This is a genomic window from Mesorhizobium robiniae, from assembly GCF_040545535.1.
In the GTDB taxonomy this organism is placed as follows: Bacteria; Pseudomonadota; Alphaproteobacteria; order Rhizobiales; family Rhizobiaceae; genus Mesorhizobium; species Mesorhizobium robiniae.
On sequence record NZ_JBEPMC010000002.1, the window covers coordinates 331557 to 353859 of the forward strand.

Sequence of the window (22303 nt, forward strand, 5' to 3'; positions counted from 1 at the left end):
ACCTTCTAGAGCGGTTCAGCTTTTGATAGAATCGCCGAACCGCTCTAAGTATTTTCTTACGCAATTCCGGACGAAAACCGCTACGCACTTTTCCTGGAATTGCTCTAGTGGAGGTTTTCCATGACGATCAGGCTCGTTCTCGCCGGTTGCGGCAATATGGGTTACGCCATGCTCTCGGGCTGGCTGAAATCCGGCAAGCTCGCCCCGGCGGCGGTTTTCGTGGTCGAGCCCAATGCCGATCTGCGCAAGCGCGCCGAAGCGCTGGGCTGCAGTGCTGCCGCGGATGCCGGAGGCATTCCAGCGGACGTGGTGCCGGCCCTCGTCGTCATCGCGGTCAAGCCGCAAGTGATCCGCGACGTGACCACCGCTTACCAGCGCTTCAATGATGGCCGCACCACCTTCGTCAGCATTGCCGCCGGGACGCCGGTCGCCACTTTCGAGGGCATTCTAGGGAACCGCGCACCAATCGTGCGCTGCATGCCCAACACCCCGGCGGCCATCGGCAAGGGCATGATGGTGGTGTTTTCCAACAGGCTGGTGTCCGACGACACCAAGCGCCTCGTCGCCGACCTGCTTTCGGCGAGCGGCGAAGTGACCGATATCGACGACGAAGGCCTGATGGATGCGGTGACGGCGGTGTCCGGGTCCGGCCCCGCCTATATCTTTCATTTCATCGAAGCGCTGACTGTGGCGGCCGAGAAGGCCGGATTGCCGACCAAAACCGCCAGGCTGCTCGCCATGCAGACGGTCTATGGCGCCGCCTCGCTCGCCGCCGAAAGCGGCGAAGATCCGGGCGTGCTGCGCCAGCAAGTGACCAGCCCCAATGGCACGACAGCCGCCGCGCTTGCGGTGCTGATGGGCGAGGAGCGGCTGACAAATCTGCTAACAGAAGCCGTGGAGGCCGCGCGGCTAAGGTCGATCGAACTGGGGAAGTAATCGCTCAGGCGGTCCCGTACAGCATCTCGTCCTGCAGCCGGCGCAAGGCGAAAAGCCTGGTCGTCGGGTCGGGCGCGGCATTGCCTGACGTCAGCAGCTCGCCCTTCCTGACCGGTTTCAGGACCTTGCCGCCTTCGAGCAGGCCGACGGGCACGGCGCGGTTGGCGCGAGCCTCCTCGACAGTCATGGTCCAGGAGCGGTAGCAGGTCTCGCCGATCGCATCGAACGTCTCGCCTGCGGCGAGATCGCGCTTGGCCACGGCGCAGACCTCGGCAACCGGTCTCGGCAGCGGCACCATGTCCGGCTTGCCATAAAGCGCAATGCGGGCGGCGGTGAGCGGCACTTCGAGCGAGGTCAGATGATACGGCCGGAAGAAGCTGTAATAGGGTCCGTGGCCGATATGCAGATCGTCCATGCGCTCGATGATGCGCGGATGCGTCGCCTCGACGATGACGAAGACGCCAGGCGCCACGCCCTTGCCGATAGTGTAGTCGACGACGCCCTTCTTCGACAGGATGCCGCCATCCGCGCGCGGGATAAGCACCTTGGCCAGTTCATCGCGGTCGGCCTTGGGGCCGTGCATGCCGGCAACATCAGGCATCAGCCCAGTGGCGTTGGCGATGGCACACATCTCGACCATGGTTTTGGAGCCGTCGACGAATTCGACCAGCATGCGCGGGTTCATGTTGCGACGCAGCGCTTCCGCGCGATAGTCGTCGGGCACCGCGTCGTGGTTCAGCGGGTTGTTCTTGCCTTTTCCGGCCGAGACGATGGTGTAGCCGAGCGCCGAGGCGAATTCGATCAGCTCCATGCAGCTCGACGGCTCGTCGCCGGCGCCCACGGAATAGACGACGCCGAGCCGGTCGGCCTGCTGCTTCAGGTAACAGCCAATGGTGACGTCGGCCTCGACATTCATCATCACCAGATGCTTGCCGTGCTCCATCGCCATCAGGTCGAAATCGGCGGCGACGCCCGGCTTGCCGGTGGCGTCGATGACCACGTCGATTAGCGGATTGGTTACCAGCAGCTCGTTTGAGGTGATGGCTATCTTTCCGCTCTCGATCGCCTCGGTGACCTTCGACGGCGTATCGGCCTCCCGTGCCATCGCCTCGTCGCCATAGGCGATGCGAACAGCATCACGTGCCGTGTGCGGGCGGCGGGTCGAGACGGCGCACACCGAAATGCCCGGCATAAGCATGCCCTGCGTCACCAGGTCGGTGCCCATCTCGCCTGAGCCGATGACGCCGATGCGCACCGGATGCCCTTCCGCGGCGCGCTTGGCGAGATCGCGGGCAAGCCCGGTCAGGGCAACATTGGTCATGCGCAAGTCCACTGCTTTTGATTTTCAAGGGGGAATAGCAGGGAACGGTAACCTTTTGCCAACGAAACCGGCCGCAATCGGCAATTTCTTGTGGTACGCCGCGGGCGGATTGGTGTTCAGGCCGGATACAGTTCGGAGATGAGGGGAAGTGCCGGGCGCAACCGCTTCAACAAATGGTCCGCCCAGATCGGCCGACTGTTGCTGAACTGCAACGCTGCTGGAAAAGATTCGGCATGGCGACCTCCCGGCCGATACATCGCCGATCTCATGGCGGCCATACGACGAGTCCCATTTTTTCGGCCTATGCCACCAAGGCAAGCGGGCGGAATGAGGTGCGGCAAACTTGACAAAGACCCGATCTTTCAAATTGGGTGGAAACGCCATCAATAGAGAGTCGGCTAAAGACAGATATGGGCGAGATGGACATGGCGTGGAGCCAAAGAACGCGCGACTACGGTAAAGGCCATTATTTCAACCAAATGGGCCTTGCCCTGCTGGTGCTCGTCGTTCTCGTCGCCCTGCCGCTCGTCTTCCTTCCCGACTCCATACGAAAAGTGTACCTCGGCGAGGGTGGTCCGATTGAGGTCTTCTCGGCGTCCGGCTATCTGATCGTCGTGGCAACGCTTATCCGGGAAATGCCCTATCGGGACCTGTTCAAGCGGTGGTATCTCGTTGCCATACCGATCGCGATGTGCCTGCGCGAGCTGGACTTCCATGCGCATTTCACGACCTACAACATCTCCAAGACCACCCTCTACATTTCGCCTAACGTTCCACTGTTGGAAAAGCTGATCGGCGTGACGATCGTTGGTATCCTCGGCTTTGCCGTCTATTTGCTTCTGAGGGACGGCTTCCGCAGCTTTGTGCACGGGCTTCGCCATGGTGAGGCGACTGCCTTTGCCATTGCCGCCGCTATCGGTTGCACTGTTCTTTCCAAGGCTCTCGACGGGGCGCCATCAAATCTCACATTTCTCGACATCCACGTCACCCGGACCTATACCGCCATGGTGTTCGAGGAGATCCTCGAATTGGGGATTCCCATCTTTTTAGCCATCGCAGCGTTCTCGGCCTTCCCGACGCAGGATGGTCTTACGAAAAGGGCCTCGGCTCAGGTCGGCCCCAAAAACCTGAAACCCATCACCTAAACTCCGGATTCAAACGGGCCAGGACTTCTCAATTGCTGCTCTGGTCCGCTGCCGTATTGCCTCTAATTGCTTGCTGAGAAGCAGGTGACGCAACATGTGGAATGTGGCGAAAGAGGGCTGGATGCTCCTTACGGAGAGCATTCTCGGCTTCATCAATGACAATGCCCTAAGCCACGGCGCAGCAATGGCATTTTATGCGACAACCTCGCTTGCGCCGATCCTGCTCATCGTTGTCGCCATCGCTGGTCTGGCCTTCGGAAACGATGCGGCGCAACTGGCGCTTTCGGCCCAGCTGTCGGGACTGATGGGTCCGCAGAGCGCCGAGCTTTTGCAAGCGACAATCGAAAACGCATCACGTCGAACGGCGGGCACCCTTGCTGCCATTGTGGGCCTCGTCGCGCTGTTCGTCACCGCGTCCGGCGTGTTCGGCGAAATGCAGGTTGCGCTGAACGAAATCTGGAAAGTCAAACCGGGCAGAACATCGATTTCCGGGTTTGTGCGCGCCCGCGCCGCAAGCCTTGGCCTCGTCGCGGCGCTCGGCTTCCTGCTCTTGGTGTCCCTGGTCGCCAGCGCTGCAATCTCGGCGCTTGGCGAGATCATCAACAAGCGTCTGCCCTTCGGCACCACTATCCTGAGTGCAATCAACGGGATCGTCTCGTTTGCCCTGATCGCGCTTTTGTTCGCGGCAATTTACAAGGTCCTGCCCGACCGCGCACTGCGATGGCGCGATGTTGGCGTCGGCGCGGTGGTGACGGCGTTTCTCTTCACGATCGGCAAGTCGCTGATCGGCTGGTATATCGGAGCAAGCGCGATCGCATCGTCATACGGGGCAGCCGGCGCATTGCTGGTTGTGCTGCTGTGGGTGTTTTATTCGTCCGAGATCTTTCTATTGGGCGCTGAATTTACACGCGCCTACTCGGTTCGGCACGGCAGCCGGTCCGATCTGCGGGCGACCATCGACGCAAGTGATCGCGAACAGAAGCTGGCGACGGCGGCCAGGAGTGAAAACTCAGCAAACGAAATCCTCGGCTGGATTGTTTTCGGCAGTCTCCTCACCGTGTTTCTAAACCATTTCTGGCATCGACACCGGCGCTGAGGTATCCGACGCGACGCCGCGAAGGGATCGCCTTAGGGGAATCCGTTCGAAGCGACGCGCGAAGCTCCTTCGCAGCGGCCACCAGTTTGGTGCGGTTGCTTCCATGCCTCTTGATCAACTGATGGACTTGCGCTGGGGTGATGCCGTTCTGCCGGGCAAAGTGCGCTACTATGTAGTCCTCGCTGCCGGAGATCCGATCCCGGTGGCGGGGATAGAGCTTCGCCGCGTCGGCTGTCATGCTTAATCTCCTTTGGTTACGTTTGCTAACGACGCATGGTTGGCCAACGCAAAAGGAGCGATTTCGTTGCCATATGCGACACCGGTGCGCCTCGGCCATTCGCCGCAGGCCGAGCGTATGCCAAAGCAAACGGACCGGCCTATGCTCTCAACACGTCGATTTTTCGAGACTCGGGCCTCTGGCACGCGCATGATATGGGTAGGGAGGAAGAGCCATGCGCGAATTGCCAAAGAGCATTGACGCAGACGTTGTAATCGAAATCAGCAGGTTGCTCGACGACCATGCAAAGTCGGCACCAGTGCCGGTCCACAAGCTTGCTGCGATGATCTCGAAGAGTGTCGAGACCGACCTTCAGACAGCTTCCATTGAAGAGCTGATCGTTGAAATGGCCATGACCCGCCAACTCCCGATGCTGTTCGATCTACCGGAGGCGGATGCAGACAACGTCATATCGATCGCCTTGGCACGCGCCAGTTGATCCGGGAATTTTCTGTCGAGCGGGTGTGATTTTAAGACGCGGATCGTCTCCACTCGATCCCACGCCAATTCGTCGCGCAGGCTCCGGCCGGCGGCTTTTGCTGCGTCGCCAACGATAATCGTCATGGCCGATCCGCTGTTCGGGAACATGTGGCGTCCATTTGCATTTCCTCTGAGCAACAAAGGAGGAAATTCCATGAACTGGGATCAGATCAAGGGAAAATGGATGCAGTTCAAAGGCAGGGCCAAGGAGCAATGGGGCGACCTAACCGACGATGACCTTGATCGCATCGAGGGCAATCGTGACCAACTCGCAGGACGTATTCAGGAGCGGTATGGCATCGCCAAGGAAGAGGCAGAGCGCCAGATAGACGACTGGTCTAGAAGCCTCACCTGATCGTTCAGTCGCGACGTGAAAATCAATCCGTACTGCGAAGGCAGCGGACAGCGCCTTCGCGCTCGTTATCAAACAAGGCTTGGAATGGTGCTGCGAGAGAGGATTGAACTCTGGCTTAAGCTATTAATTTCAATGAGTTACACGACGTTTTGTAACATTGTGACGTGCGGCGGTTTGGCGATTTTTTCGGGGCATTTCTTTCCCGTGTCTCTGAAAGGCGGCCGTCAGCGTTTGTGCCAACACGGCTAAAGCTCAAGGCTTAGCGCCGCTCATCAAAATCTTTCCGACTACCCCAAGCCAGCCGAGAACTATTGCGCCGATTAGTCCGGCTGCAATGTTGCTGCCATGCCGCGTCCAGAAACCTGGCACCGGCGTATAGGTGATTCCGCTCCGCAACACTCTGGACCCATTAATAAGGACTATCGCAAGGCAGGGGAGAAATACAAACGTCGCCAATTTATCGCCATTAAGATTAATGTAGCTTTCAAATTTCCCCTTAAAAATCGCGGATAGAAGCAAAAACGTCAATGTCGGAATATATAACTTGTAGCAAAAATCGAATATCTTGTCCATGCTTGATTTATGGGCGGCAAGCTCATGATATAGAGACAACATTAGATCTTCTTTGTGGCTCTCCTTGTCACTCAACCAAAACCATAACTTTGCAGCTCCAAATGAGAATTCTAAATTAACACCATCAAGATAGAATAGCGGATTTCCTGACAACCTTGCCTTATTTTTCTTTATGTCATCAATAGATTCAAAATGAATAGTCTTCTTCCAATAGGTCTTCTTAGCGCTTACCTCCTTAATATTATGGGACTCTATTATGCCAATCATTTGATCCACGGATATAGACAGCGCGCCAATTCGACGCGAAGTCGAACCCCAAGCAACCACCTTAACCATTCTGTTTGCCCCAATTTACCATTCAACCATCGCGAATCGTTTTGTGCGAGGAAGGCGACGGCAGCACCATGCACAAGCAAGAGGGAGGCTATCAGCCCTAGCCCTGTAGGTCTTTGAGCATGATTTGGCCCCAGAAGCCGAAGAACAGGGCCAACACCATTCCTACCGGGATCGTGACGAAAAAAGTGAGGTTCGTATCCGCTCCGGAGTTCGCATTGATCAGCGGCAACACAACGCCGCCAGTGACCGACGCCACCGCCAGATTGTGAAACATGCCGGCAAGGGCCTTCAGCCGCTCGTTGTAGACAAGATTGCTTTCGGTCATTCGAGTTCACCCTATAACTGCCCGACTCAATCGGCAGTATACCGCATAAAAGAACAAAGCCCGCCGGGGATGAGCGGCGGGCTTCTGGTCGCCGATCTCCTAGCACCTTGTTGTTCGCGCTGCGGTTTTGCGCGCGACACCGACCTACAGGGATTGCTTCGAGAAGGCGTCAGCAAGAGTAAATAGCTTCTTTTTTTTGGGCATGGTCGAGAAGTCGCGAAACTGGTCCCGATAGGTTTTAACGTAATCTTTTGGGGGCATAATCGCCTTCAGATGATCCGACGGAGCGAATTTTATATTTCTCTGTTCTGGATATTTACATTTCATATAGTTGATAAGCTGCTCACTCAACAAATCTGAAAAGAATAAAGCATCATCCACATACTGGATAATGTTATCTGACTCCGACAGTATCATCTGATGAAAATAGAAAACGGCATGCGCATTTAAACCATCCATATTTTTCATAGAGTGCTTATCTATTAAGGAATTCCTAGACGCTATTCTGTTATTCAAATCTTCCAGGGTGAATTCCGTCTTGTGTATTATTGAAAGAAGCATAGGTATGTCATTTATGAATTCACTAAACTTATCATAGTCTGGAAATTTCATCACGCCTAATCTGGGGAACCCTACGAAGAATGTCCTGAGCGGCTCTGAAATGGCTACAATTTCCTTGGGATCTCGGAACTCATTGATTGCCGGCCTCACCTTATCGCAATCTGATTTCAAATCACCTATCATCTGATATTTCATATTTAGCAGGTTTTCTAGGTTCGAAGCACAAGCGTATACCACCTGCTTCAGATTCGAAATACCGACCTGTATTACGGTTTCTTGATCCTTTCTTGAGTCATACTGGATCTGCTTTCTACTCAGATAGATTGATACTGCAAAACCTGCCATCACCCCAATGAGCGTAGAGAAAGTGTCTGAGGCAAATTGCACCCATGCACTGCCCAATGCGGCTAGGATTGCGTTAGATGCCTCCGGCAAATCCACCTTCCGTCCCCCGTTTGCGTAACAGCCTACTGCACAGAGTGGGCCTCCGAAAGGGTGCGGATTGTGATCCGCGACCCCTCCCCACATATCAGCACTCTAATCTCGCAGGCTGACCGGAATACTAAGCGGGCCAACGTCCGACACTTTCTGCCATGGTTCGCTGCGGTGCCACGCACCACGCGCCTTCCCGTCTGCCCGGTCCTTCCTTGGGTCGAACATGATGCCGTTGAAATGGTCACGGAAGGCTTCGGCCGATGCAGGATCGGCGAAGCAATGAAGCCGGTAAAGCTCTTCCTTGCCGTTCGACCAGATCGCCGTCGCGTGTCTCGTCATGAAGCTTAGTCCGCGCTGGTGGCAAAAGTCCCTGATCAGCGTGAAATTCCGATCGACGCAAAGGTCGTCGAGCAGCGCGACTTGATGGGGCCACTCGCGATCGATCCGAGCCGGCGACGGCCCGCTGCTACGCTTCACCATATGGTATAGGAACAAAAAGAGAACACGAGAGTCAAGCGCTGACTGCAAATTTGCAGGATGCCGGTCGAGTGTCTAGGCTCGCCGCCGGGTGGAGGGATGTTCATGAGCAAATGGTTTGTCGCGATGCCGCTGTTGGCGCTGGCTGGGTGTGACGATGGCAAAGAGGTTGCTATCGCTCAATGCCGGCTCGATGAAGTAGCGATTTACGGTCCAGACAAGCCAAGCGAGGGCGACATGTGGGAACAATCCGATTACGTTTCGACCTGCATGAGATCGAAGGGCTATCGCCCCGTTCCTCACGACATCAAGAGCGACTGCAATAACAACCTATGGAGGCGCACTTCCGCCACCTGCTACGTATCGACCGGCTTCTTCAGAAATTTGATCGAACGGTGGGGCCGCTGAGAGGAGCCACGGCATCAGCTACAATATCCCGCCGGGGTGAGCGGCGGGCCTCTGGTAGTTCGGCGAGGATGGGAGAGCTAAATGGCTCTGTCCTTTTCGAAAGCCGACGTTAGTCCGTCGTCAACTGGGTCCAAGATTCCGTCGTAACCTCGCGAAACGAGCATAGCCGCAAGGATTTTCGTCGCGAACTCAACGCCGAAGTAGGACGATCGCATTGAAATGGACTCCGGCCATGTCAGGTCCAGGGCGGTTCCGTCCTTCGTCAACCATGCGTGCCAAACCGGCGCGAGGTGCCCCGGACCGATAGCGAACCCCTCGACATACCCAAAACCGGCATCCGGCGTTCGTATGACAAAGCGACCGGTGGCTTCAAAGCACGTGCCCTGCCTGCACTTTCGAACCCCGCGCGGCAATGGCGCGGGGTTAAAGGCGCAACCATGGTTGAGCACAAAGCGCCGCGCACCATCGTCGCCGCTAAGCAGCGGCTTTCCCATGGCAAGGGCGTGGGCAACCGGATGTATTGTGCGGTCCAAAGATCACCTACAAAAGAGCGCGCCATTCCACATCGTTTGAACCATCGAGCGCCGAAAGCTTGGATTCGCGGAAGCTCTTTACGGCGGGGTCTGTCAGGGCGAGTTGGTCAATGTGCTCGCGGAGCTCTGACCCGGTGAGGCTCCCTTCTGTCCAAGCCTTGAAAGCGTCACGTATCGGCTCGGGTGCATCTGTGAGCAGGCCCATTATGCCACCTCCTCTTCCGCAATCCTCGCCGGCCATACGCTCGCATCCATGAGCGCCGCGACAACCTCGTCACGCTTCGTCCAGCCGGGCGCTTTTGGGTCATGCGGCCCGGTGAGGCGATCGACCAGGGCATTCCAGTTTTCATCACTCAGGTAGTGGTCCATTCCAAACCCCTTGTTTGTGTTTCGACAGGGCCGAATGTGAATCAGCACACGGTGACTCGTCAAGTCATAAAATTGAATAATTTCAAATAGTTAGCATAAGTAAATATTTACTTATGTCTCGACAAAAAACCGCCCAAGGCAGGGGAGAACGACCTTGGGCGGGTTGTGGCAGTTTCAGGAATGTCGAGAGAACCAATCTCGACGCTTACATTATAGCGTTCTGGCGGTCGGGATGCAGACAAGCGCCTAGAATCGGCCGAACAACGGGTGAAGGGATAGGGCATTGATGCCAGCCTTGCGGCCCTTCCTTTCCCGGTCAAGCTTGCGTTCGTGAGCCTTGCGCTCTTCCGGTGTCATGTCCTTCAGGCTGCGGTATTGTCTCACTGTCCGGCCTTGTGCCTTTGCACTCTCGGCGCGCCTCTTCGCCATGTAGTCACGATAATATGTGCGCCTTTTTTCCCCTAACTCTGCTCTCTCAGACGTCAGACGTAGCATGAGGTTCATCTGGCGTTCCGCTTCCCGTCGTTCATATTCAGCTACCACCTCGACATTTTGGGCCCGCCACTTTCGCGCCGCCTCGCGCCAATGGACCAGGGCAGGAAGGGGCGTCGCCGATGCCTGAAGCGTCTGGGCTGGTATCACCGCATCGACCTTCACGTGGTCGAGCGCGTCTAGCTCTTGGCAGAGCCAATCGTAAGAAGTCATTTCACCGTTCACCGTTCACCGTTCACCGTGGGGCCGACCGGGACCCGGTGAAAATCCCGGTCGGCAATGAGTGGGAGCTACCCGCCTCGCCCACACATTGTAGCTAATCTCGCGAGGCGCTGCATAAAAAGTCGGGAAAATCGTCCTACCTCTAGCCGGAGGGTGTTTCCGGTTTTCGTGACGTTGCACCTAGCCGGAGGGTGTTTCCGGTTTTTGTTAAACGGACACGTAATAAGAGAAGTAAGAAAGTAAGTAAGTAAGAGTCTTTCGTGTCGCCTTAACAAAAACCGGAAACCCTTCCGGCTTGCGAAAAGCGTGACGTAAAGCGAGACAAGGAAACATCCTCCGGCTAGCGATGCCGTGCCGGCTCCTAAAGGCTCACATTTGTATGGTGAAGTCCTGCCGGAACACGGCCGACACTTTGAAGCCGTCGTTGGCGCGGGTGTCGTCCCAGTCCTCGCAGGTCCACTTGACCGGCAGATCCTCATTCGAGGGCGTATAGTAGAACGGCTCATAGCCGCCGCGCTTTTCCAAGAACTCAACGATCTCATCTTTCTGCCAGGGCAGCAGGCAGTCCCAGCCCAGCGTCAGCACGCGCCGGACGTGATTCAGGGCATCGGGAGAGCTCTGAGTGTAGCCATCACCGAAATCAGCCTTGAGCAGCTTGATCTCAGGCTTGTTGCGCGTGCCTGACGACGGCGCGACGGGCGGGTTGAAGGTTTCCCAACTCATGCGTAGCGCCCCGTCATGAGGCCGCCTTGCCTCTTTTGCGTCAACAGTTCCTCGATGACTACTGCCCGGACAGCCTCTTTCGTCTCACGGGCCGTCTGCTTGGCGAGGTCAGCATTGGCGGCAGGATCGCCACCTTGGGCGTTCACGGTGACGTTCGTTGAAATGTTGATCGCAGGCGCGGCGTTCTGGTTGGCGGCCCGCCAGAGCCTAGCCGCCTTGCCGTCATCACCGACGCCGCCGCCCCTTGCGAACGCCACCAGCCTGTCGGCGTTGATCGCCTCGATGAGCGGGCGGTGCTTGGCGGTCGCGGCGGCGTTCACGACATACTCGCCATCGGAAAGCATCGCCGGGATTGAATCGCTGGTGCTGGTGCCAGGACCACGGACACCACCCCCGCCGGCAAGCCTCAGTCCGGCCCAGGAATCGGCCTTTACCTCGCCACCAGCACTGAAGCCGAACAGATTGCCGACAAAGCCTAGCAGACCGCCGAACAGACCGCCCTCGCCGCTCGCACCCTTCACCTCAGACAGCTTCTTCAGAAGATTGTCGATAGCCACGTCGGCTAGCCTGTTGACTGCATTGAACAAGGCATCAACCGGCTTCACGCCGTCCTTCAGGTCATGCAGGAACCCGCCCACAAGGTCTTGCTGAAGGTCGGCCCATTGCTTGGCCTTTTCCTTGGCCTCGTCCTGCGTGTCGGCCAATCTCTGGGCGTCGGCGCTGGCGTCACCATAAGCTTGCGCCGTGGCGTCAATGGCTGCCGCCAATTCTGGCGTGATCGCTCTGCCCGCTTCCTGTGCGGCGTTCAGAAGCTCTTGCTTAATGCGAGCTTTATCGACGGCAGCGCCATAGTCGTCAATGAGCGGATTGATGCTGGCCTGCGCCGCCGTCTCGGCGCGCAAGATCGCGGTGCGCCTTTGAGTCTGGGCGATCTCACGTTCGAAACTGTCTGGCGATACTGCCCTCGCCGTGCCGCCGCCCTTCCCGCCCGTGCTAGGTTCACCGGGAATGATGGTTGCCCGGCGCGAGGCGTCGCCGTAGCGAGCTTTCAGATGCTCAATTAGCTTGTCGTCGGCCTTGGCGATCTCGCCGCCGAAAGCTTGTGCACTGCGCACGTCAATGGCGTCTGGCTTGCCGCCCTTCCCTGGCCCGGTCAGCACGTCGCCGGGCTTGCCGACAAGCGAGCCCGCCATGCTTCCCATCTCGACGGCCTGCCGGTTCTTCAGGAATTCCTGCATCCGGCCGTTAAGGCTGTCGAGGCCTTCGACGGCGGTAAGGATGGCCGATTGCGAGCTTACCGTGAAGCGATGCCACGCCGCATCCCACCGGTCGCCCATCTCTTCAGCGCGGCGCAATAGCTGCTCATCGATGACGCCGCCGGCATCTTCGGCGGCTTTCTTCATGTTGAGAATGCCTTTTGCGCCGTCGTTCAATCCAACCAGCATAGCGCCCCCGCCACGGCCGAAGGCTTCGGTGACGAGGAGCATTTTCTCTTGCTCGGTTGTCGCATTGCGAACCAACTCAGCGTAGCTGCCCAGCAAATCCTCAGATGACCTGATCTGCCCATTGGCATCGCGCATGGCGATGCCATTCGTATTGAGAATTTTCGCCAGTTCGCCGCCCTTCGTCGCCGCCTCGCCGATGCGCTTGCTGAATTGTTCCATTCCAGTTTCAAATTCGGACTGCTCAACGCCGGCCTGTGCAAACCCAAAGCCAAGCTCTTGCAACGCCGTCGTGGACAGACCGATACGGTCGGCCGTGTCGACCAAGTGCGACGCGATATCGATGGTATCGAGCGCCTTCTGAAAGAGCGCGATGGGCGCTAATGCTGCCGTGGCGGCAGCACCTACACCAGTGAACATGCCGATGGCGCCGCCCTTCAACCCGGTGCCGATTTTGGCGAACGATGAGTCCAGGCGCGACGTCATCGTCTTCGCGCGCTGTTCGATGTCGCCGAAGTTTTTGTTCGATATCTGGACGGCGCGCTGAAAGCTCTTTTCGAACTGATTAAGCCTCGCTTCCAACGAGACAACTAAGATTTGATCGTCATTGGCCATAGGTAATCCTTTCAGAAAATGAACAGGCCGCCGCTTTCCGGCGCGTTGTAGGCAGAGACGTTGCTTTCGCCGATGAAGGCACGACCAACGGCCATCGCCGCCGCTTGTGCGCCGTCAATGCGATCGGTGGATTTGCCCTTGTGAAAGGTCTTGTTGCCGGCCTTGTCGGTCTCGACGGCAATGTTGCTGAAGTTCCAGCGCAGGACGGGGTGTCCGCCGTGTTGGAATTTGCCGGCGATGATCGCCCGTTCAAGCTCTTTGATGGCTGGCGCCATCGTGACCCAGCCTTGGCGCATTTCGTGCGCTGGCAAGCCATCGGCGCGCAAACGTGTAATAGTCTGGCGAGCTTGCCACGGATCGAACGCGATCTCTTGCACGTCGAACTCGGCACAAAGGTCGCGAATGCGTTGCTCGACGTAATCGTAATCAACCACGTTACCGGGTGTGGCGGAAATGAATCCATCGTCGCGCCACAAGACGTAAGGAACGCCGTCGCGCTCAGCACGTCGCCGAAGATTGTCACTCGGGCAGAAGAACCAAGGATGCACAACGTATCCGCCATCATCGGTGCGCCAAGCGGCAACGATGGCCGTTAGATCGGTCGTGTTGGATAGATCGACGGCAAGCCAGCATGGCATGCCGCGAAGGGTGTCCAGATCGACCGGGGCGTTGCCCTGGTCATAGATCGCCATATCAACGAACGGGTCGGTCGAGTGGTCCAGCCAAATATTGAGCTTCAGTTGCCGTAAGCTCTCGCGTTCTGAAACGCTGCGCTCGGCCCGTTCGGCGTGCTGCCGGAAACCAGACAATGACGGATAGCCGTGCACTAAGCCGGGGTTGATGCGATGCCAAAGCCTCTCATCGCGCCAATCGCAATCGCGGTCGGCTTCAAATAGGATCGGCAGAATAGACGGATCGACAACGTCGCCACGCGCCACCTTCCGAGCGTCTTCTACGATCTCCCAAGCTATGTTTTCCTGCCCACGTCCGGCAGTGGTTGCCACGACAAGCAGCGCGTCGTCGGTCTTGTCGAGGCCGGTGCGTAGCGCGTCCCAAAGCTCTTTGCCGCGCCAGATATGGAGTTCGTCGGCAAGCACGAAATTCGGCGTCCGGCCATGCTGCCGGTTGCCGTCGGCTGAGATGGTTTCGAGCCGGGTGCCATCCTTCTTCAGGGTGATCGACTTCGCCGAATTGACAGCGTCGGACACCTTCACGGCAGTTGTGATGCGGCTATCGGCGAAGACAATCGACAGCGCCTCTCGGAAGCCAATACTAGCTTGGTTCCGATCCGATCCCGCAAATATGGCTTCACCGCCCGGCACTCGCTCGGGGCCGATTGTGTGCAGCAACGAAAGCGCCGCGGCGAGACTGGTCTTGCGATTTCCGCGGGGCAAGAGCAGCACGACCGTCGAGACAAGACGCCTGCCTTGTGCATCTCGCGGACCATAGATGCGGCGCACTATGCGCTCTTGCCATTCGTCCAATTGGAACGCCCGTTTGGGCGCGCGGCTTTTCGGATGCTTCAGCGCACGAAGGAAGCGCACGGCGCGTTCGCCGAGCCCTAGCGGATCGTCAATCGGCGAGCCGTCATAAATCCACTCAGGAAATGTCGAGCGGATTGTCATCGTTGTTGTCTTGGTCGTCACGGATTGCAGGCCGGGAGCGCGAAACAGGCGTCAGGCCAAGTTCGGCGGCGCACAGGCGGGCGGTTGTCTGGGCGGCATTCATCATGCCGAATGCAGGATGGCGCTTGCCGGCGACGACAAGGCCGTCACGGTTCAAAGCGCGGTGCGCCTCACGCACGGTGCCAGTGGCGATGCAGTAGGATTCCAGGGTGCCAAGATCGGCCTCAGTCAGCACCTTGCGCTCATTGACCAAGATCGGCGCGACACGCCGCCACTCAGCTTTGGCGTCTTTCGACAGCCAAGCCGGGACGGCAGGAACTTTGGTGACTGGCGAGGTGCCGGCGACGATGCCGGAAGGCTTTCTTCCCCTCATAGGCGGATGCGCTCGCACCGCAATTCGAGGCCACGCCGCCTACCGATCTCGACAATGTGTTTGATGTTGTAGGCAGCGCCGGCATAGAAAACCTGTTCGGCCGTTGTGATCTCACTGGCGGGCCAGCGGATGCGGAACGTGCACAGGTCGGTTTCGGCCTCGCCAAAGTCGGTTGCCGACTCATCCGCCGTGGCCTGCACCAATTCAGCGCGCACCGTGGCAATCGTCGTCCAGGACGACAGCACGTTTCCCGAGTCACCGACCGATTGCACCCGGCGCTGAAGGACGATGGTTCTGTCGAGCTTCCCGGCGCGCATCACACCACCCACCGGATGAGGGCTTCAACCGACAGAACGCCGTGGCCGTAGTCGGGGTTGGGATCACGCGGGTAAACGATCCGCGTTACCTTGAAATGATCGCAATAGCCGCCTTCGATCTGGAGCTTCTTATGGTCGAGCGAGTTAGAGACGGCGAAGGCCAGGGCCTTGGTGGCGTCCAAGCCTTCGCCGATTGTCCAGACGTGAATGTCGAGATAGACCCACGCCGCGCGCTGCCCCGCGTAATCATGCCCGTGCAGTTCCGTGGTGCCGTTGCCGATAAGGACAGCCGGCATCTTGTCGGGCCGGGTGAAATTGCTGCGGATGTTCTCTCGCGGAACGAGGGCAAAAACATTGGCGTCCAAAATCAACCGTTCGCGGATGGCAATCTGAAGTGCAGTGGTCGGTTCAAGCATCGTGAATTCGCTCATGGCTTGTTCCATCCATCGCGAACGGCCTTGCCAATGGCGCGCCGGGTCCGATTTCGAGTGCGTTTCTGAGTCAGACGGACCGCCGGCCAAAAGAACGGCTGCGCTTCGGCCGAGCTGGTGCCGTATTCAACCAGATGCCCATAGCGCACGCCTTCGTTGCCAGCCGTCACTAGCACTTCCAATTCGCCAGCAACCCGCATCCCACCGGGCTGCGAATACGGCGGCGTCGATTGGCCGGGTGGCGTGACGGCGATGCTCTCAATGAGTGCGCCGGTATCGCGCGACGGTTCGGCAAGCTGGCGCATGGTGTCGGCAAGCTCGTCAGCACTCTTTACCAGCGCCGGAACGACCGCCTCCCGGACTGACTTCGGAATCGCTTCAAGTCGCCGCTGAAGGCGCTCTAGTTGTCTGGATTTTGCCATGTCAGAAGGTCCAAGTCCGGTGTGGTGCCAGTAGGTCGGAAACACCAAACGGCAGGGTCGAGCCGCCTGCACCGATCACGGTTGCCTCACGGTTCTCGTATAGGTCGGCGGCAATGCGAAGGATGGCTTCGCGGATACCAGCCGGGAGCGGGTCAAGGTCAGCCAGGGCAGCGCCGATGTAGCCGGCGCACCAATCTTCCGCCGCCGCGATCTTCTGAGTCAGAAGCGCGTCGGATTCGTCGTCGGAAAGGTTCGAATGGGCCTTCAATTCGGCCGTGGTAACGATAGTCATGGCGATGTCTTTTCGGGGTTTGCAGAAAACTCTATTTGCGCGCGATCTTGCGCGACGCTCCCCCCGCCGGTCCCCGACGCCCTAGGGAAGTTGTCGACTACCCCCCGGTTGCCGCGCGGACCGCCCATGGCGACCGCTTCGGCCAAGGTGCGCCCATGGCTCATTCGTTGATGAAGGGTGCCGATCGAGATGCCGATATGTTTGGCCCACTCGGCATAGGTCTTGCCGACGCCATTGATGGTGTGAACCTTGGCCCGGCTCTGAGGGGGATTCAGTGCGTGTTGAAGTGTAGCGCCAAGCCTCAAGCGGCGTGTGAGAACAGCATAGCTAACGCCGTATTCCTTGGCCCATTGTGCGAGGCTCTTGGACACGCCGTTGATAGAATGAAGGTTGGGCTGCCGACCAGGCAAAATGAAGCGGCGAGGCTTGCGAACGTGCGCTCTGTTGAAGGTGCGGGACTTTGGCTTAGAAGCTGGGTCGAGTGTTTCAGCAATTGAATAGCCCGCTCGCAAGCGGGCGCGGATAGTCCGATCCTTGATACCAATGAGGCGCGACCATTCCGACACGGTGAGTGACTTACCATCGTGCAGATATTTGATGGCTGGCTTGGTTGCACAGCCGCGTATCTTCGAGCCGGCTTTGAACTTGACGCCAGCCGCTTCGGCTTCGTCGTAACGGTGGAAGGCATCGGTGGCACGATCGCGCACTGCTTCCGGGTCGAGGCCGGCTAGGCTACAGACCTCGATGAAATCAGCGTTCGATAGCCGAAACCATTTGCGTTCCTGCTTGTCCTTCAGAGCGTCCTGGGCGGCTAGAAGGATGACGTTAACCCAGAGCTTGGTTGCGTCGCTCATGTGCGCCGCTCCCTGCTCTGCTTGATGCTGGAATGGCAGGGCGTGCAGAGCGGCTGCCAGTTCGCCTTGTTCCAGAACAGGGTCATGTTGCCCTTATGGGCTTTGACGTGATCGACCACGGTTGCCGGCGCTGGGCAGTAGCGACAGGTAGGATGGAGGGCGATGAAGTTGGCGCGCGCCTTCTCCCATTCACGCGTGTAACCACGCTGGCGGGCATTGGGGCGTGTCCGATCGAACCGGGCTCTGCGCTCACGGTCGCGCACGATCTGACAGGCGCAGCGCTCACCAGACGCGACGACCTTGCCGCAAGAGCAAATGCGTGGCGGGAGGATAGGCATGGTTTTACCAGACCGCCACGATATCTGTTGCAGTCGTGCCCGTTGCGTAGACGCGCGTCACCCGGACGGGGAAAGCTCCATCTTGAACAGATTTGAACGTGACTGTCTCGCCGCCAATCGTCGTGACGCGAACGTCGCCCCCTACACCAATCCAGAGCGCGCGCGGAATGGTGGCAAGGTCGGCATCGTCGCTAGGTGTTACTTCGACGGCATGCGTGGCCGGCCCGACGGGTGAAGGGGCGTATTTTTCAAATGGATCGGACATTTCAGGGTGCTTTCACTTAGGGATTGCCGCTTAGTTCGCGCAGCGTCGCCAAGCCGGTTTTGACCTGCTCGGGCGTGACTTCTTCGATGCTGCCATATTTGGGCGCGTCGTCAGCAACGCCGTTGACGGCCTTCAGCTTGGCGATCAGGCCACGCCGGGCGATAAGGATTTCCCTTGGGCTCGCTGCCCAGGTCTCGGCAGGCGACCAGCCTAGCCAGCCGGTGCCGATCTCGAAGAGGTCTTCAAGGAACTCGCCAAGGTCAAACGGCTTGCCCGTTGTGTCGGCTTTGACTTCTGCAGGGTGTTGGTCGTCTTCGAAGTCGTCGGCATAGAGCGCCCTAAGCAGGCGAGCTACCGCTTTGCGGATTTCAACTAGACCGGCAAACCCTTCACGGGCGAACTTGTTGCCGATGATCTGGCGCGCGCCTTGTTCGTCGGATGCGGCGATGACGGCAATGTCTGTCATGGTGCCGAGATTGAGTTCTTGAAGGGCGGCAACAACGATCTTATCGCCATACTTGCGATGAATGGTCAGGGCGGCTCGCAATGACGGCTGCAACGGCAACACCTTACCGGCGTGCCGAATGGCGATGATGTCAGATGCGAGCCGCATGATTGTTACGCCACCGGCTTGGAGCGGGCACGGCCTTTGACGACGACAGCGCCAGCGGCAATCGACGTGCCGCTGTTCTTCGTCACCACGACGCGGATATACCGCTTCGTGCCGATGTAGCCCTGTTTAAAGGCACCATCTGCGGTGAGGCTAGCCGGAAGTGCGCCGATCAGTTTCGGCGCGGTTACGTCGACAAAGTCGGCGTCAGTGGTCGTGTCGGACTCCTGAAGCCTGGCGGTGTAGTCGCCAGCGCCGACGATAGCGCCGGTATTCACGACAAGCATGGCACTTTCGAAGCCGAGTAGATCGACAGCAACGCCTTTGATGGTGGCAGCCTGCACGGCCGGGGAAAGCGCCAGCACGGCGCCAAGGTTGTTTGCAAGATCACGCATGGTCATTTGCTCCTTAGCTCGTTGCCATCTTCAGCTTGCGGAGCGCCTTGGGCTGCACCACGTCGCCGCCGACACGATGGCGGGCGTGAATGCGGACCAGACCTTCGGTCGAAAGCAGATACGGGTTTGAGAAGACCGACAGGCCGGACAGGCGGTCATAGATGCGATAGCTGGTGGCGAAGTCGCCAAAAGCGATCGGGAAGGCGTTGGCCTCGACATTCGGCATGTCGACCATTTCGACCACGGGGCGGCCAAGGATCGTTTCAGGCTGGCCAGCCTGTAAACCGGGTTGCCACAGGTAGTTGCCTTGGCTGTCCTTTAACTTGCGAATGGTCCCAAGCGTGGTGCCATTCATCGTCCAAGTGCCACGGTTCCGGTAGGCAGCCGGCATGGCATACATGAGCGAAATCAGAGCGTCGGCCGACAGGTTGGTGGCGTGGCCGTTGAGTGTGAACTCAACTTCGGTCACGGTCATGAAGCCACGCGGTGACAGAACGCCGTCACCAGATACGAAGGCAAGGCCTTCCTTCTGGCCGAAGTCTTCCGCAAGCGAAAGGCGAACTTCGGCTTCAGCGGCCGGCGCATCTTCCGTAAGCCAGTTCGAAATGTCGGTATGGGTGCCGATCTCTTTCACCGGCACTTCCAACTGACCGAAACCGGGCTGGCTACCAATCGTCGGCGCAAGCTCGCCCTTCCACAGGGCATTCGTGCGACCGATACGCTTGGGAACGATGACAGACGGCGCTGCCGTCTGGCGAACCGTGGCGAGCGCGCGCATGGGCGAGAACTCGGCAATATCGCGGATGAAGTCGGTCGAGACTTCGGCCGGCGCGAGATAGCCGCCCTGTGCGTCGTTCGAGACGGTGAGCGTCTTCAGTTCCAGCGCATTGGCGTCTTTACCCTCGCGAAGGTAGGACCGGAACGCCTTGCGTTCGTCGGTTACCCCGTTGTCGTTGTCGGCGGCAGGGACGTTGGAGTTGGCAGCGGACGGGCGATTGAACTTCGCTTCGAGCTTGTCGAAACGTTCGGTGAGCTTGGCGACGGTCTTCACCTCATCGGCGACGGCCGCCACCTTCTTTTCAAGTTCCGCGTATTCCGGCGCGGGTGCCGTATTCTCATTGGGCATTTCAGTTCCTTTGGATTGTGCCGCGCCATCGGCGGACTTGACGGTGAGAATTCGCGCGTCCGGATGGCTAGGGTTCGCGACGATTGAGATTTCAGCGAGATTGAGGGCGAGGATGGTTCGATTACCGTCCGCGCGTGTCTTGGTTTCCGTGGCGCGGAAGCCGATCGACAGGCCGTTGACGCGACCAAGCTTCAGGCTGGTGTGAACGTCACGGGCGCGCGGCACGCCGTCGAGAAAGAGCCGGCCTTTGACCTGAAGCCCTTCGTCGGTTTCCTCGACGGACTCCCAATTGCCGACGACACGGTTCGGGTCATGTTCGAACAAGATCGGCATGGCCGCCGCCTTGTTGAACGCGCCCTTCTGAATGATGTCGCCGACGCTGTCAGGTGAGCCGAACGGCCATGCAAGGCCGGTGATTTCGCCGGCATCCGACACGCGGAAAGAGGCTTTGATTTCGAGCTTATCCATTGGCGGATGCCTCACCTTCAGACGGCGCGGCGGCGGCGGTGCCAGACCAGACGGCCCGCAACACGGCGACGGCGATCGGGAAGGATTCTTTGAGCGGACGCTTCGCCGCGTAGGTGTCAGCAAGCGCGGCGGCTTCTTGTGGCGACGCGCCGCCGCCTATCAGCGACAGTCGGATGATCTCGACAAGCTCGGCGTGGCGGAAATGGAGGTCAGGAAAGCGCAGGCAAAGCGAGCCGATGCCCATGCCGGTCTTGCGTTCAAGTTCAAGGATCAAATCGGGCGTGAGCGCGAATGTGCGCTCACCGTCGCCGAAGAAAGTGGTGTAGCTCATACCAGCAACACGGCCCCGATCAGCAGAGCGGCAACAAACGCCGTCCAAATCAACTCATTGAATGCGTAGGTCTTCATGCTGCCACCTCGCCCGGCTTGCGATTGTCGTTCTCCCCGACGGGCTTGCCGGGCGTGATGTTCGGATTGTCGAGGGTGTCGCCGCCGTCTATTGGCGCACGGTTCAAACCGGCGCGGACTTCATTGGCGGTTAGGACGCCCATGGCGCGATACTGCGCATAGACGTCGGCGCGGGTTGCGGCGTTGGCGGTCATAAGATCGTCGATCACGAACTCGACGTAGTAGCCGCTGGCGCGCTCTTGGGGCGTCAGCAGGACGCGAGCGTATGCCCACTCCCAAGCGTCCAGCCATGGCCGGAGTGTGAGGTCCAAGAACGCCTGATACATCTCTTCAGCATTTCCCCACGTGGCGCGCGACAACTCGAAAAGTAGGTGCGGTGGCACGCGGAACAGGCGGGCGATTTCGACAACTTGGTCAGCGCGACTTTTGGAGAACTCGGCATCCGCCGATGTCATGGCGTTGACTGTCTCAGACGACATGCCTTCGTCAAAAACAGCGGTTCCGCCATTGCCGTCGTTTCGGAAACCGGCGTTCCAGCTGTCGCGAATTCTCTTTTTGGCTTCGTCGCCAAGCTTCAATGGGCTTTTGATGATGACGCCCGGGCGGGCACGGTTGGCGAAGAGGGATCCCGCGTATTGTTCCATGACCTTCGAAAGGCCGATGGCCTCGCGCCCGGCCTTGATCGGCGCCAAGCCTAACGGTGCCGAGATATGGAGAATGTCGCGGTAGCCGTAGCGGCGAACGCGGCTACCGTCGCGCACCTCATAGACAGGTTCACCGGTGATCTCATCGGCCTTGATCGTGACGCTTCGCGGGTCCAGGCGGTTGAACTCTTGGACCTTGCCGTCGCCAACGCGATTGGCGAGTGCATAGCCGTGGTCGTGCAGAAGGGCGTCGACGGTGAGCGTGGCGCGTAATGCGCCAGCGGACGTCCAATCGTTCGCCTCGTCATGAACAAGGCGATAGGCGGGGTGAGTGTCAGCAGTTTGCTTTTCCCCACCGGCCGTTTGAAAGACTTTGGCAGGGAGCGAACCAATCGCGTCAGTGATCAGGACGATAGCGGAATAGACAGCCGGGACGCGCAAAGCAGTCGCGGCATTGATGGCAGGGCCAGCAACCGTGTTCGGGGTGCCGAAGATAGATTCCATGCCGTATGAATCAGAAAGCGGAACCGACTTCTTTTCGATCCCGCTTCCGAAGATGCTCTTCAGAAACTCAACTGGACGCGGACGCACAACAACTCCGAAAACTCATTTCG

At 58.6% G+C, this 22303-nt stretch carries 31 protein-coding genes; 6 read left to right on the forward strand and 25 right to left on the reverse strand.

Annotation, left to right across the window (positions count from 1 at the left end; translation table 11 throughout):
• Positions 1–120 precede the first annotated feature (120 nt).
• Entirely contained in the window at positions 121–936 is an 816-nt protein-coding gene (gene proC, locus ABID19_RS05930; RefSeq protein ID WP_354488792.1) for a pyrroline-5-carboxylate reductase, read from the forward strand.
• A gap of 4 nt (positions 937–940) precedes the next feature.
• On the opposite strand, the gene ABID19_RS05935 is transcribed toward proC, so the two are convergent.
• On the reverse strand, positions 941–2257 hold the full coding sequence (locus tag ABID19_RS05935; RefSeq protein WP_354488794.1) for an NAD(P)H-dependent oxidoreductase: 1317 nt from the start codon (positions 2255–2257) through the stop codon (positions 941–943).
• Positions 2258–2667: 410 nt separating this feature from the next.
• Between ABID19_RS05935 and ABID19_RS05940 the strand changes: the two genes are divergently transcribed.
• Positions 2668–3402 (forward strand): hypothetical protein, encoded by a 735-nt coding sequence (locus tag ABID19_RS05940; protein WP_354488796.1) that lies wholly within the window; start codon positions 2668–2670, stop codon positions 3400–3402.
• Positions 3403–3496: 94 nt separating this feature from the next.
• Positions 3497–4498, forward strand: a complete 1002-nt coding sequence (locus ABID19_RS05945) for a YihY/virulence factor BrkB family protein (protein ID WP_354488798.1) — start codon at positions 3497–3499, stop codon at positions 4496–4498.
• Here ABID19_RS05945 and ABID19_RS05950 read toward each other — a convergent pair.
• Positions 4455–4736 (reverse strand): DUF3606 domain-containing protein, encoded by a 282-nt coding sequence (locus ABID19_RS05950; RefSeq protein ID WP_354488800.1) that lies wholly within the window; start codon positions 4734–4736, stop codon positions 4455–4457. The two genes, ABID19_RS05945 and ABID19_RS05950, sit on opposite strands and share 44 nt — an antisense overlap.
• 214 nt (positions 4737–4950) lie before the next feature.
• Between ABID19_RS05950 and ABID19_RS05955 the strand changes: the two genes are divergently transcribed.
• Both ABID19_RS05955 and ABID19_RS05960 read left to right on the forward strand, forming a co-directional pair.
• The gene (locus ABID19_RS05955) at positions 4951–5214 is read left to right on the forward strand and encodes a hypothetical protein (protein WP_354488802.1); all 264 of its coding nucleotides are present in this window, start codon (positions 4951–4953) and stop codon (positions 5212–5214) included.
• A gap of 195 nt (positions 5215–5409) precedes the next feature.
• Entirely contained in the window at positions 5410–5610 is a 201-nt protein-coding gene (locus ABID19_RS05960; RefSeq protein ID WP_352937345.1) for a CsbD family protein, read from the forward strand.
• 252 nt (positions 5611–5862) lie between these two features.
• Here ABID19_RS05960 and ABID19_RS05965 read toward each other — a convergent pair whose 3' ends face one another.
• The 4 genes from ABID19_RS05965 to ABID19_RS05980 all read right to left on the reverse strand — a co-directional run bounded on the left by ABID19_RS05965 (position 5863) and on the right by ABID19_RS05980 (position 8179).
• Positions 5863–6519 carry a hypothetical protein gene (locus ABID19_RS05965; RefSeq protein ID WP_354488804.1) on the reverse strand — a complete coding sequence of 219 codons (657 nt, stop codon included), beginning with the start codon at positions 6517–6519 and terminating at the stop codon, positions 5863–5865.
• Positions 6520–6616: 97 nt separating this feature from the next.
• On the reverse strand, positions 6617–6844 hold the full coding sequence (locus ABID19_RS05970) for a hypothetical protein (RefSeq protein ID WP_354488805.1): 228 nt from the start codon (positions 6842–6844) through the stop codon (positions 6617–6619).
• Positions 6845–6988: 144 nt separating this feature from the next.
• A complete protein-coding gene (locus tag ABID19_RS05975) occupies positions 6989–7846 on the reverse strand; it encodes a hypothetical protein (RefSeq protein ID WP_354488807.1) in 858 nt (285 codons plus the stop codon).
• 96 nt (positions 7847–7942) lie between these two features.
• Positions 7943–8179: a hypothetical protein gene (locus tag ABID19_RS05980; RefSeq protein ID WP_354488809.1), complete on the reverse strand. Its 237-nt coding sequence runs from the start codon at positions 8177–8179 to the stop codon at positions 7943–7945.
• Between the two features lie 243 nt (positions 8180–8422).
• On the opposite strand from ABID19_RS05980, the gene ABID19_RS05985 reads away from it, so the two are divergent.
• Positions 8423–8725, forward strand: a complete 303-nt coding sequence (locus ABID19_RS05985; protein WP_354488811.1) for a hypothetical protein — start codon at positions 8423–8425, stop codon at positions 8723–8725.
• 540 nt (positions 8726–9265) lie between these two features.
• Here ABID19_RS05985 and ABID19_RS05990 read toward each other — a convergent pair.
• The 19 genes from ABID19_RS05990 to ABID19_RS06080 form a co-directional block, all read right to left on the reverse strand.
• Positions 9266–9463 carry a hypothetical protein gene (locus ABID19_RS05990; RefSeq protein ID WP_354488812.1) on the reverse strand — a complete coding sequence of 66 codons (198 nt, stop codon included), beginning with the start codon at positions 9461–9463 and terminating at the stop codon, positions 9266–9268.
• Positions 9463–9627: a hypothetical protein gene (locus ABID19_RS05995; RefSeq protein ID WP_354488814.1), complete on the reverse strand. Its 165-nt coding sequence runs from the start codon at positions 9625–9627 to the stop codon at positions 9463–9465. The genes ABID19_RS05990 and ABID19_RS05995 overlap by 1 nt, the downstream gene beginning before the upstream one ends.
• Positions 9628–9873: 246 nt before the next feature.
• Positions 9874–10332, reverse strand: coding sequence for a hypothetical protein (locus ABID19_RS06000; RefSeq protein WP_354488816.1), 459 nt, complete (start codon positions 10330–10332; stop codon positions 9874–9876).
• A gap of 378 nt (positions 10333–10710) precedes the next feature.
• The gene (locus tag ABID19_RS06005) at positions 10711–11064 is read right to left on the reverse strand and encodes a phage tail protein (RefSeq protein ID WP_354488818.1); all 354 of its coding nucleotides are present in this window, start codon (positions 11062–11064) and stop codon (positions 10711–10713) included.
• Positions 11061–13121, reverse strand: a complete 2061-nt coding sequence (locus ABID19_RS06010; RefSeq protein ID WP_354488819.1) for a hypothetical protein — start codon at positions 13119–13121, stop codon at positions 11061–11063. The genes ABID19_RS06005 and ABID19_RS06010 overlap by 4 nt, the downstream gene beginning before the upstream one ends.
• An 11-nt stretch (positions 13122–13132) precedes the next feature.
• Positions 13133–14746 carry a terminase large subunit gene (locus ABID19_RS06015; RefSeq protein ID WP_354488821.1) on the reverse strand — a complete coding sequence of 538 codons (1614 nt, stop codon included), beginning with the start codon at positions 14744–14746 and terminating at the stop codon, positions 13133–13135.
• Positions 14721–15119, reverse strand: coding sequence for a phage terminase small subunit P27 family (locus ABID19_RS06020; protein WP_354488823.1), 399 nt, complete (start codon positions 15117–15119; stop codon positions 14721–14723). Before ABID19_RS06020 ends, ABID19_RS06015 begins: the two co-directional genes overlap by 26 nt.
• The gene (locus ABID19_RS06025; protein ID WP_354488825.1) at positions 15116–15436 is read right to left on the reverse strand and encodes a head-tail adaptor protein; all 321 of its coding nucleotides are present in this window, start codon (positions 15434–15436) and stop codon (positions 15116–15118) included. The genes ABID19_RS06020 and ABID19_RS06025 overlap by 4 nt, the downstream gene beginning before the upstream one ends.
• The gene (locus ABID19_RS06030) at positions 15436–15867 is read right to left on the reverse strand and encodes a DUF3168 domain-containing protein (RefSeq protein ID WP_354488827.1); all 432 of its coding nucleotides are present in this window, start codon (positions 15865–15867) and stop codon (positions 15436–15438) included. The genes ABID19_RS06025 and ABID19_RS06030 overlap by 1 nt, the downstream gene beginning before the upstream one ends.
• On the reverse strand, positions 15864–16289 hold the full coding sequence (locus ABID19_RS06035) for an HK97-gp10 family putative phage morphogenesis protein (RefSeq protein WP_354488828.1): 426 nt from the start codon (positions 16287–16289) through the stop codon (positions 15864–15866). The genes ABID19_RS06030 and ABID19_RS06035 overlap by 4 nt, the downstream gene beginning before the upstream one ends.
• 1 nt (position 16290) lies before the next feature.
• A complete protein-coding gene (locus tag ABID19_RS06040; protein WP_354488830.1) occupies positions 16291–16581 on the reverse strand; it encodes a head-tail connector protein in 291 nt (96 codons plus the stop codon).
• Positions 16578–17435 (reverse strand): hypothetical protein, encoded by an 858-nt coding sequence (locus ABID19_RS06045; protein WP_354488832.1) that lies wholly within the window; start codon positions 17433–17435, stop codon positions 16578–16580. The genes ABID19_RS06040 and ABID19_RS06045 overlap by 4 nt, the downstream gene beginning before the upstream one ends.
• The gene (locus ABID19_RS06050) at positions 17432–17773 is read right to left on the reverse strand and encodes an HNH endonuclease signature motif containing protein (protein WP_354488834.1); all 342 of its coding nucleotides are present in this window, start codon (positions 17771–17773) and stop codon (positions 17432–17434) included. The genes ABID19_RS06045 and ABID19_RS06050 overlap by 4 nt, the downstream gene beginning before the upstream one ends.
• Before the next feature lie 4 nt (positions 17774–17777).
• Positions 17778–18038 carry a spike base protein, RCAP_Rcc01079 family gene (locus tag ABID19_RS06055; protein WP_354488836.1) on the reverse strand — a complete coding sequence of 87 codons (261 nt, stop codon included), beginning with the start codon at positions 18036–18038 and terminating at the stop codon, positions 17778–17780.
• A 16-nt stretch (positions 18039–18054) separates the two neighbouring features.
• A complete protein-coding gene (locus ABID19_RS06060; RefSeq protein WP_354488837.1) occupies positions 18055–18651 on the reverse strand; it encodes a hypothetical protein in 597 nt (198 codons plus the stop codon).
• A 5-nt stretch (positions 18652–18656) separates the two neighbouring features.
• Positions 18657–19043, reverse strand: coding sequence for a hypothetical protein (locus tag ABID19_RS06065; RefSeq protein ID WP_354488839.1), 387 nt, complete (start codon positions 19041–19043; stop codon positions 18657–18659).
• A 13-nt stretch (positions 19044–19056) separates the two neighbouring features.
• Positions 19057–20637, reverse strand: a complete 1581-nt coding sequence (locus ABID19_RS06070; RefSeq protein WP_354488841.1) for a phage major capsid protein — start codon at positions 20635–20637, stop codon at positions 19057–19059.
• Positions 20630–21016, reverse strand: coding sequence for a gene transfer agent family protein (locus tag ABID19_RS06075; RefSeq protein ID WP_354488843.1), 387 nt, complete (start codon positions 21014–21016; stop codon positions 20630–20632). The genes ABID19_RS06070 and ABID19_RS06075 overlap by 8 nt, the downstream gene beginning before the upstream one ends.
• A 25-nt stretch (positions 21017–21041) precedes the next feature.
• Entirely contained in the window at positions 21042–22280 is a 1239-nt protein-coding gene (locus ABID19_RS06080) for a phage portal protein (protein WP_354488845.1), read from the reverse strand.
• Positions 22281–22303 lie beyond the last annotated feature (23 nt).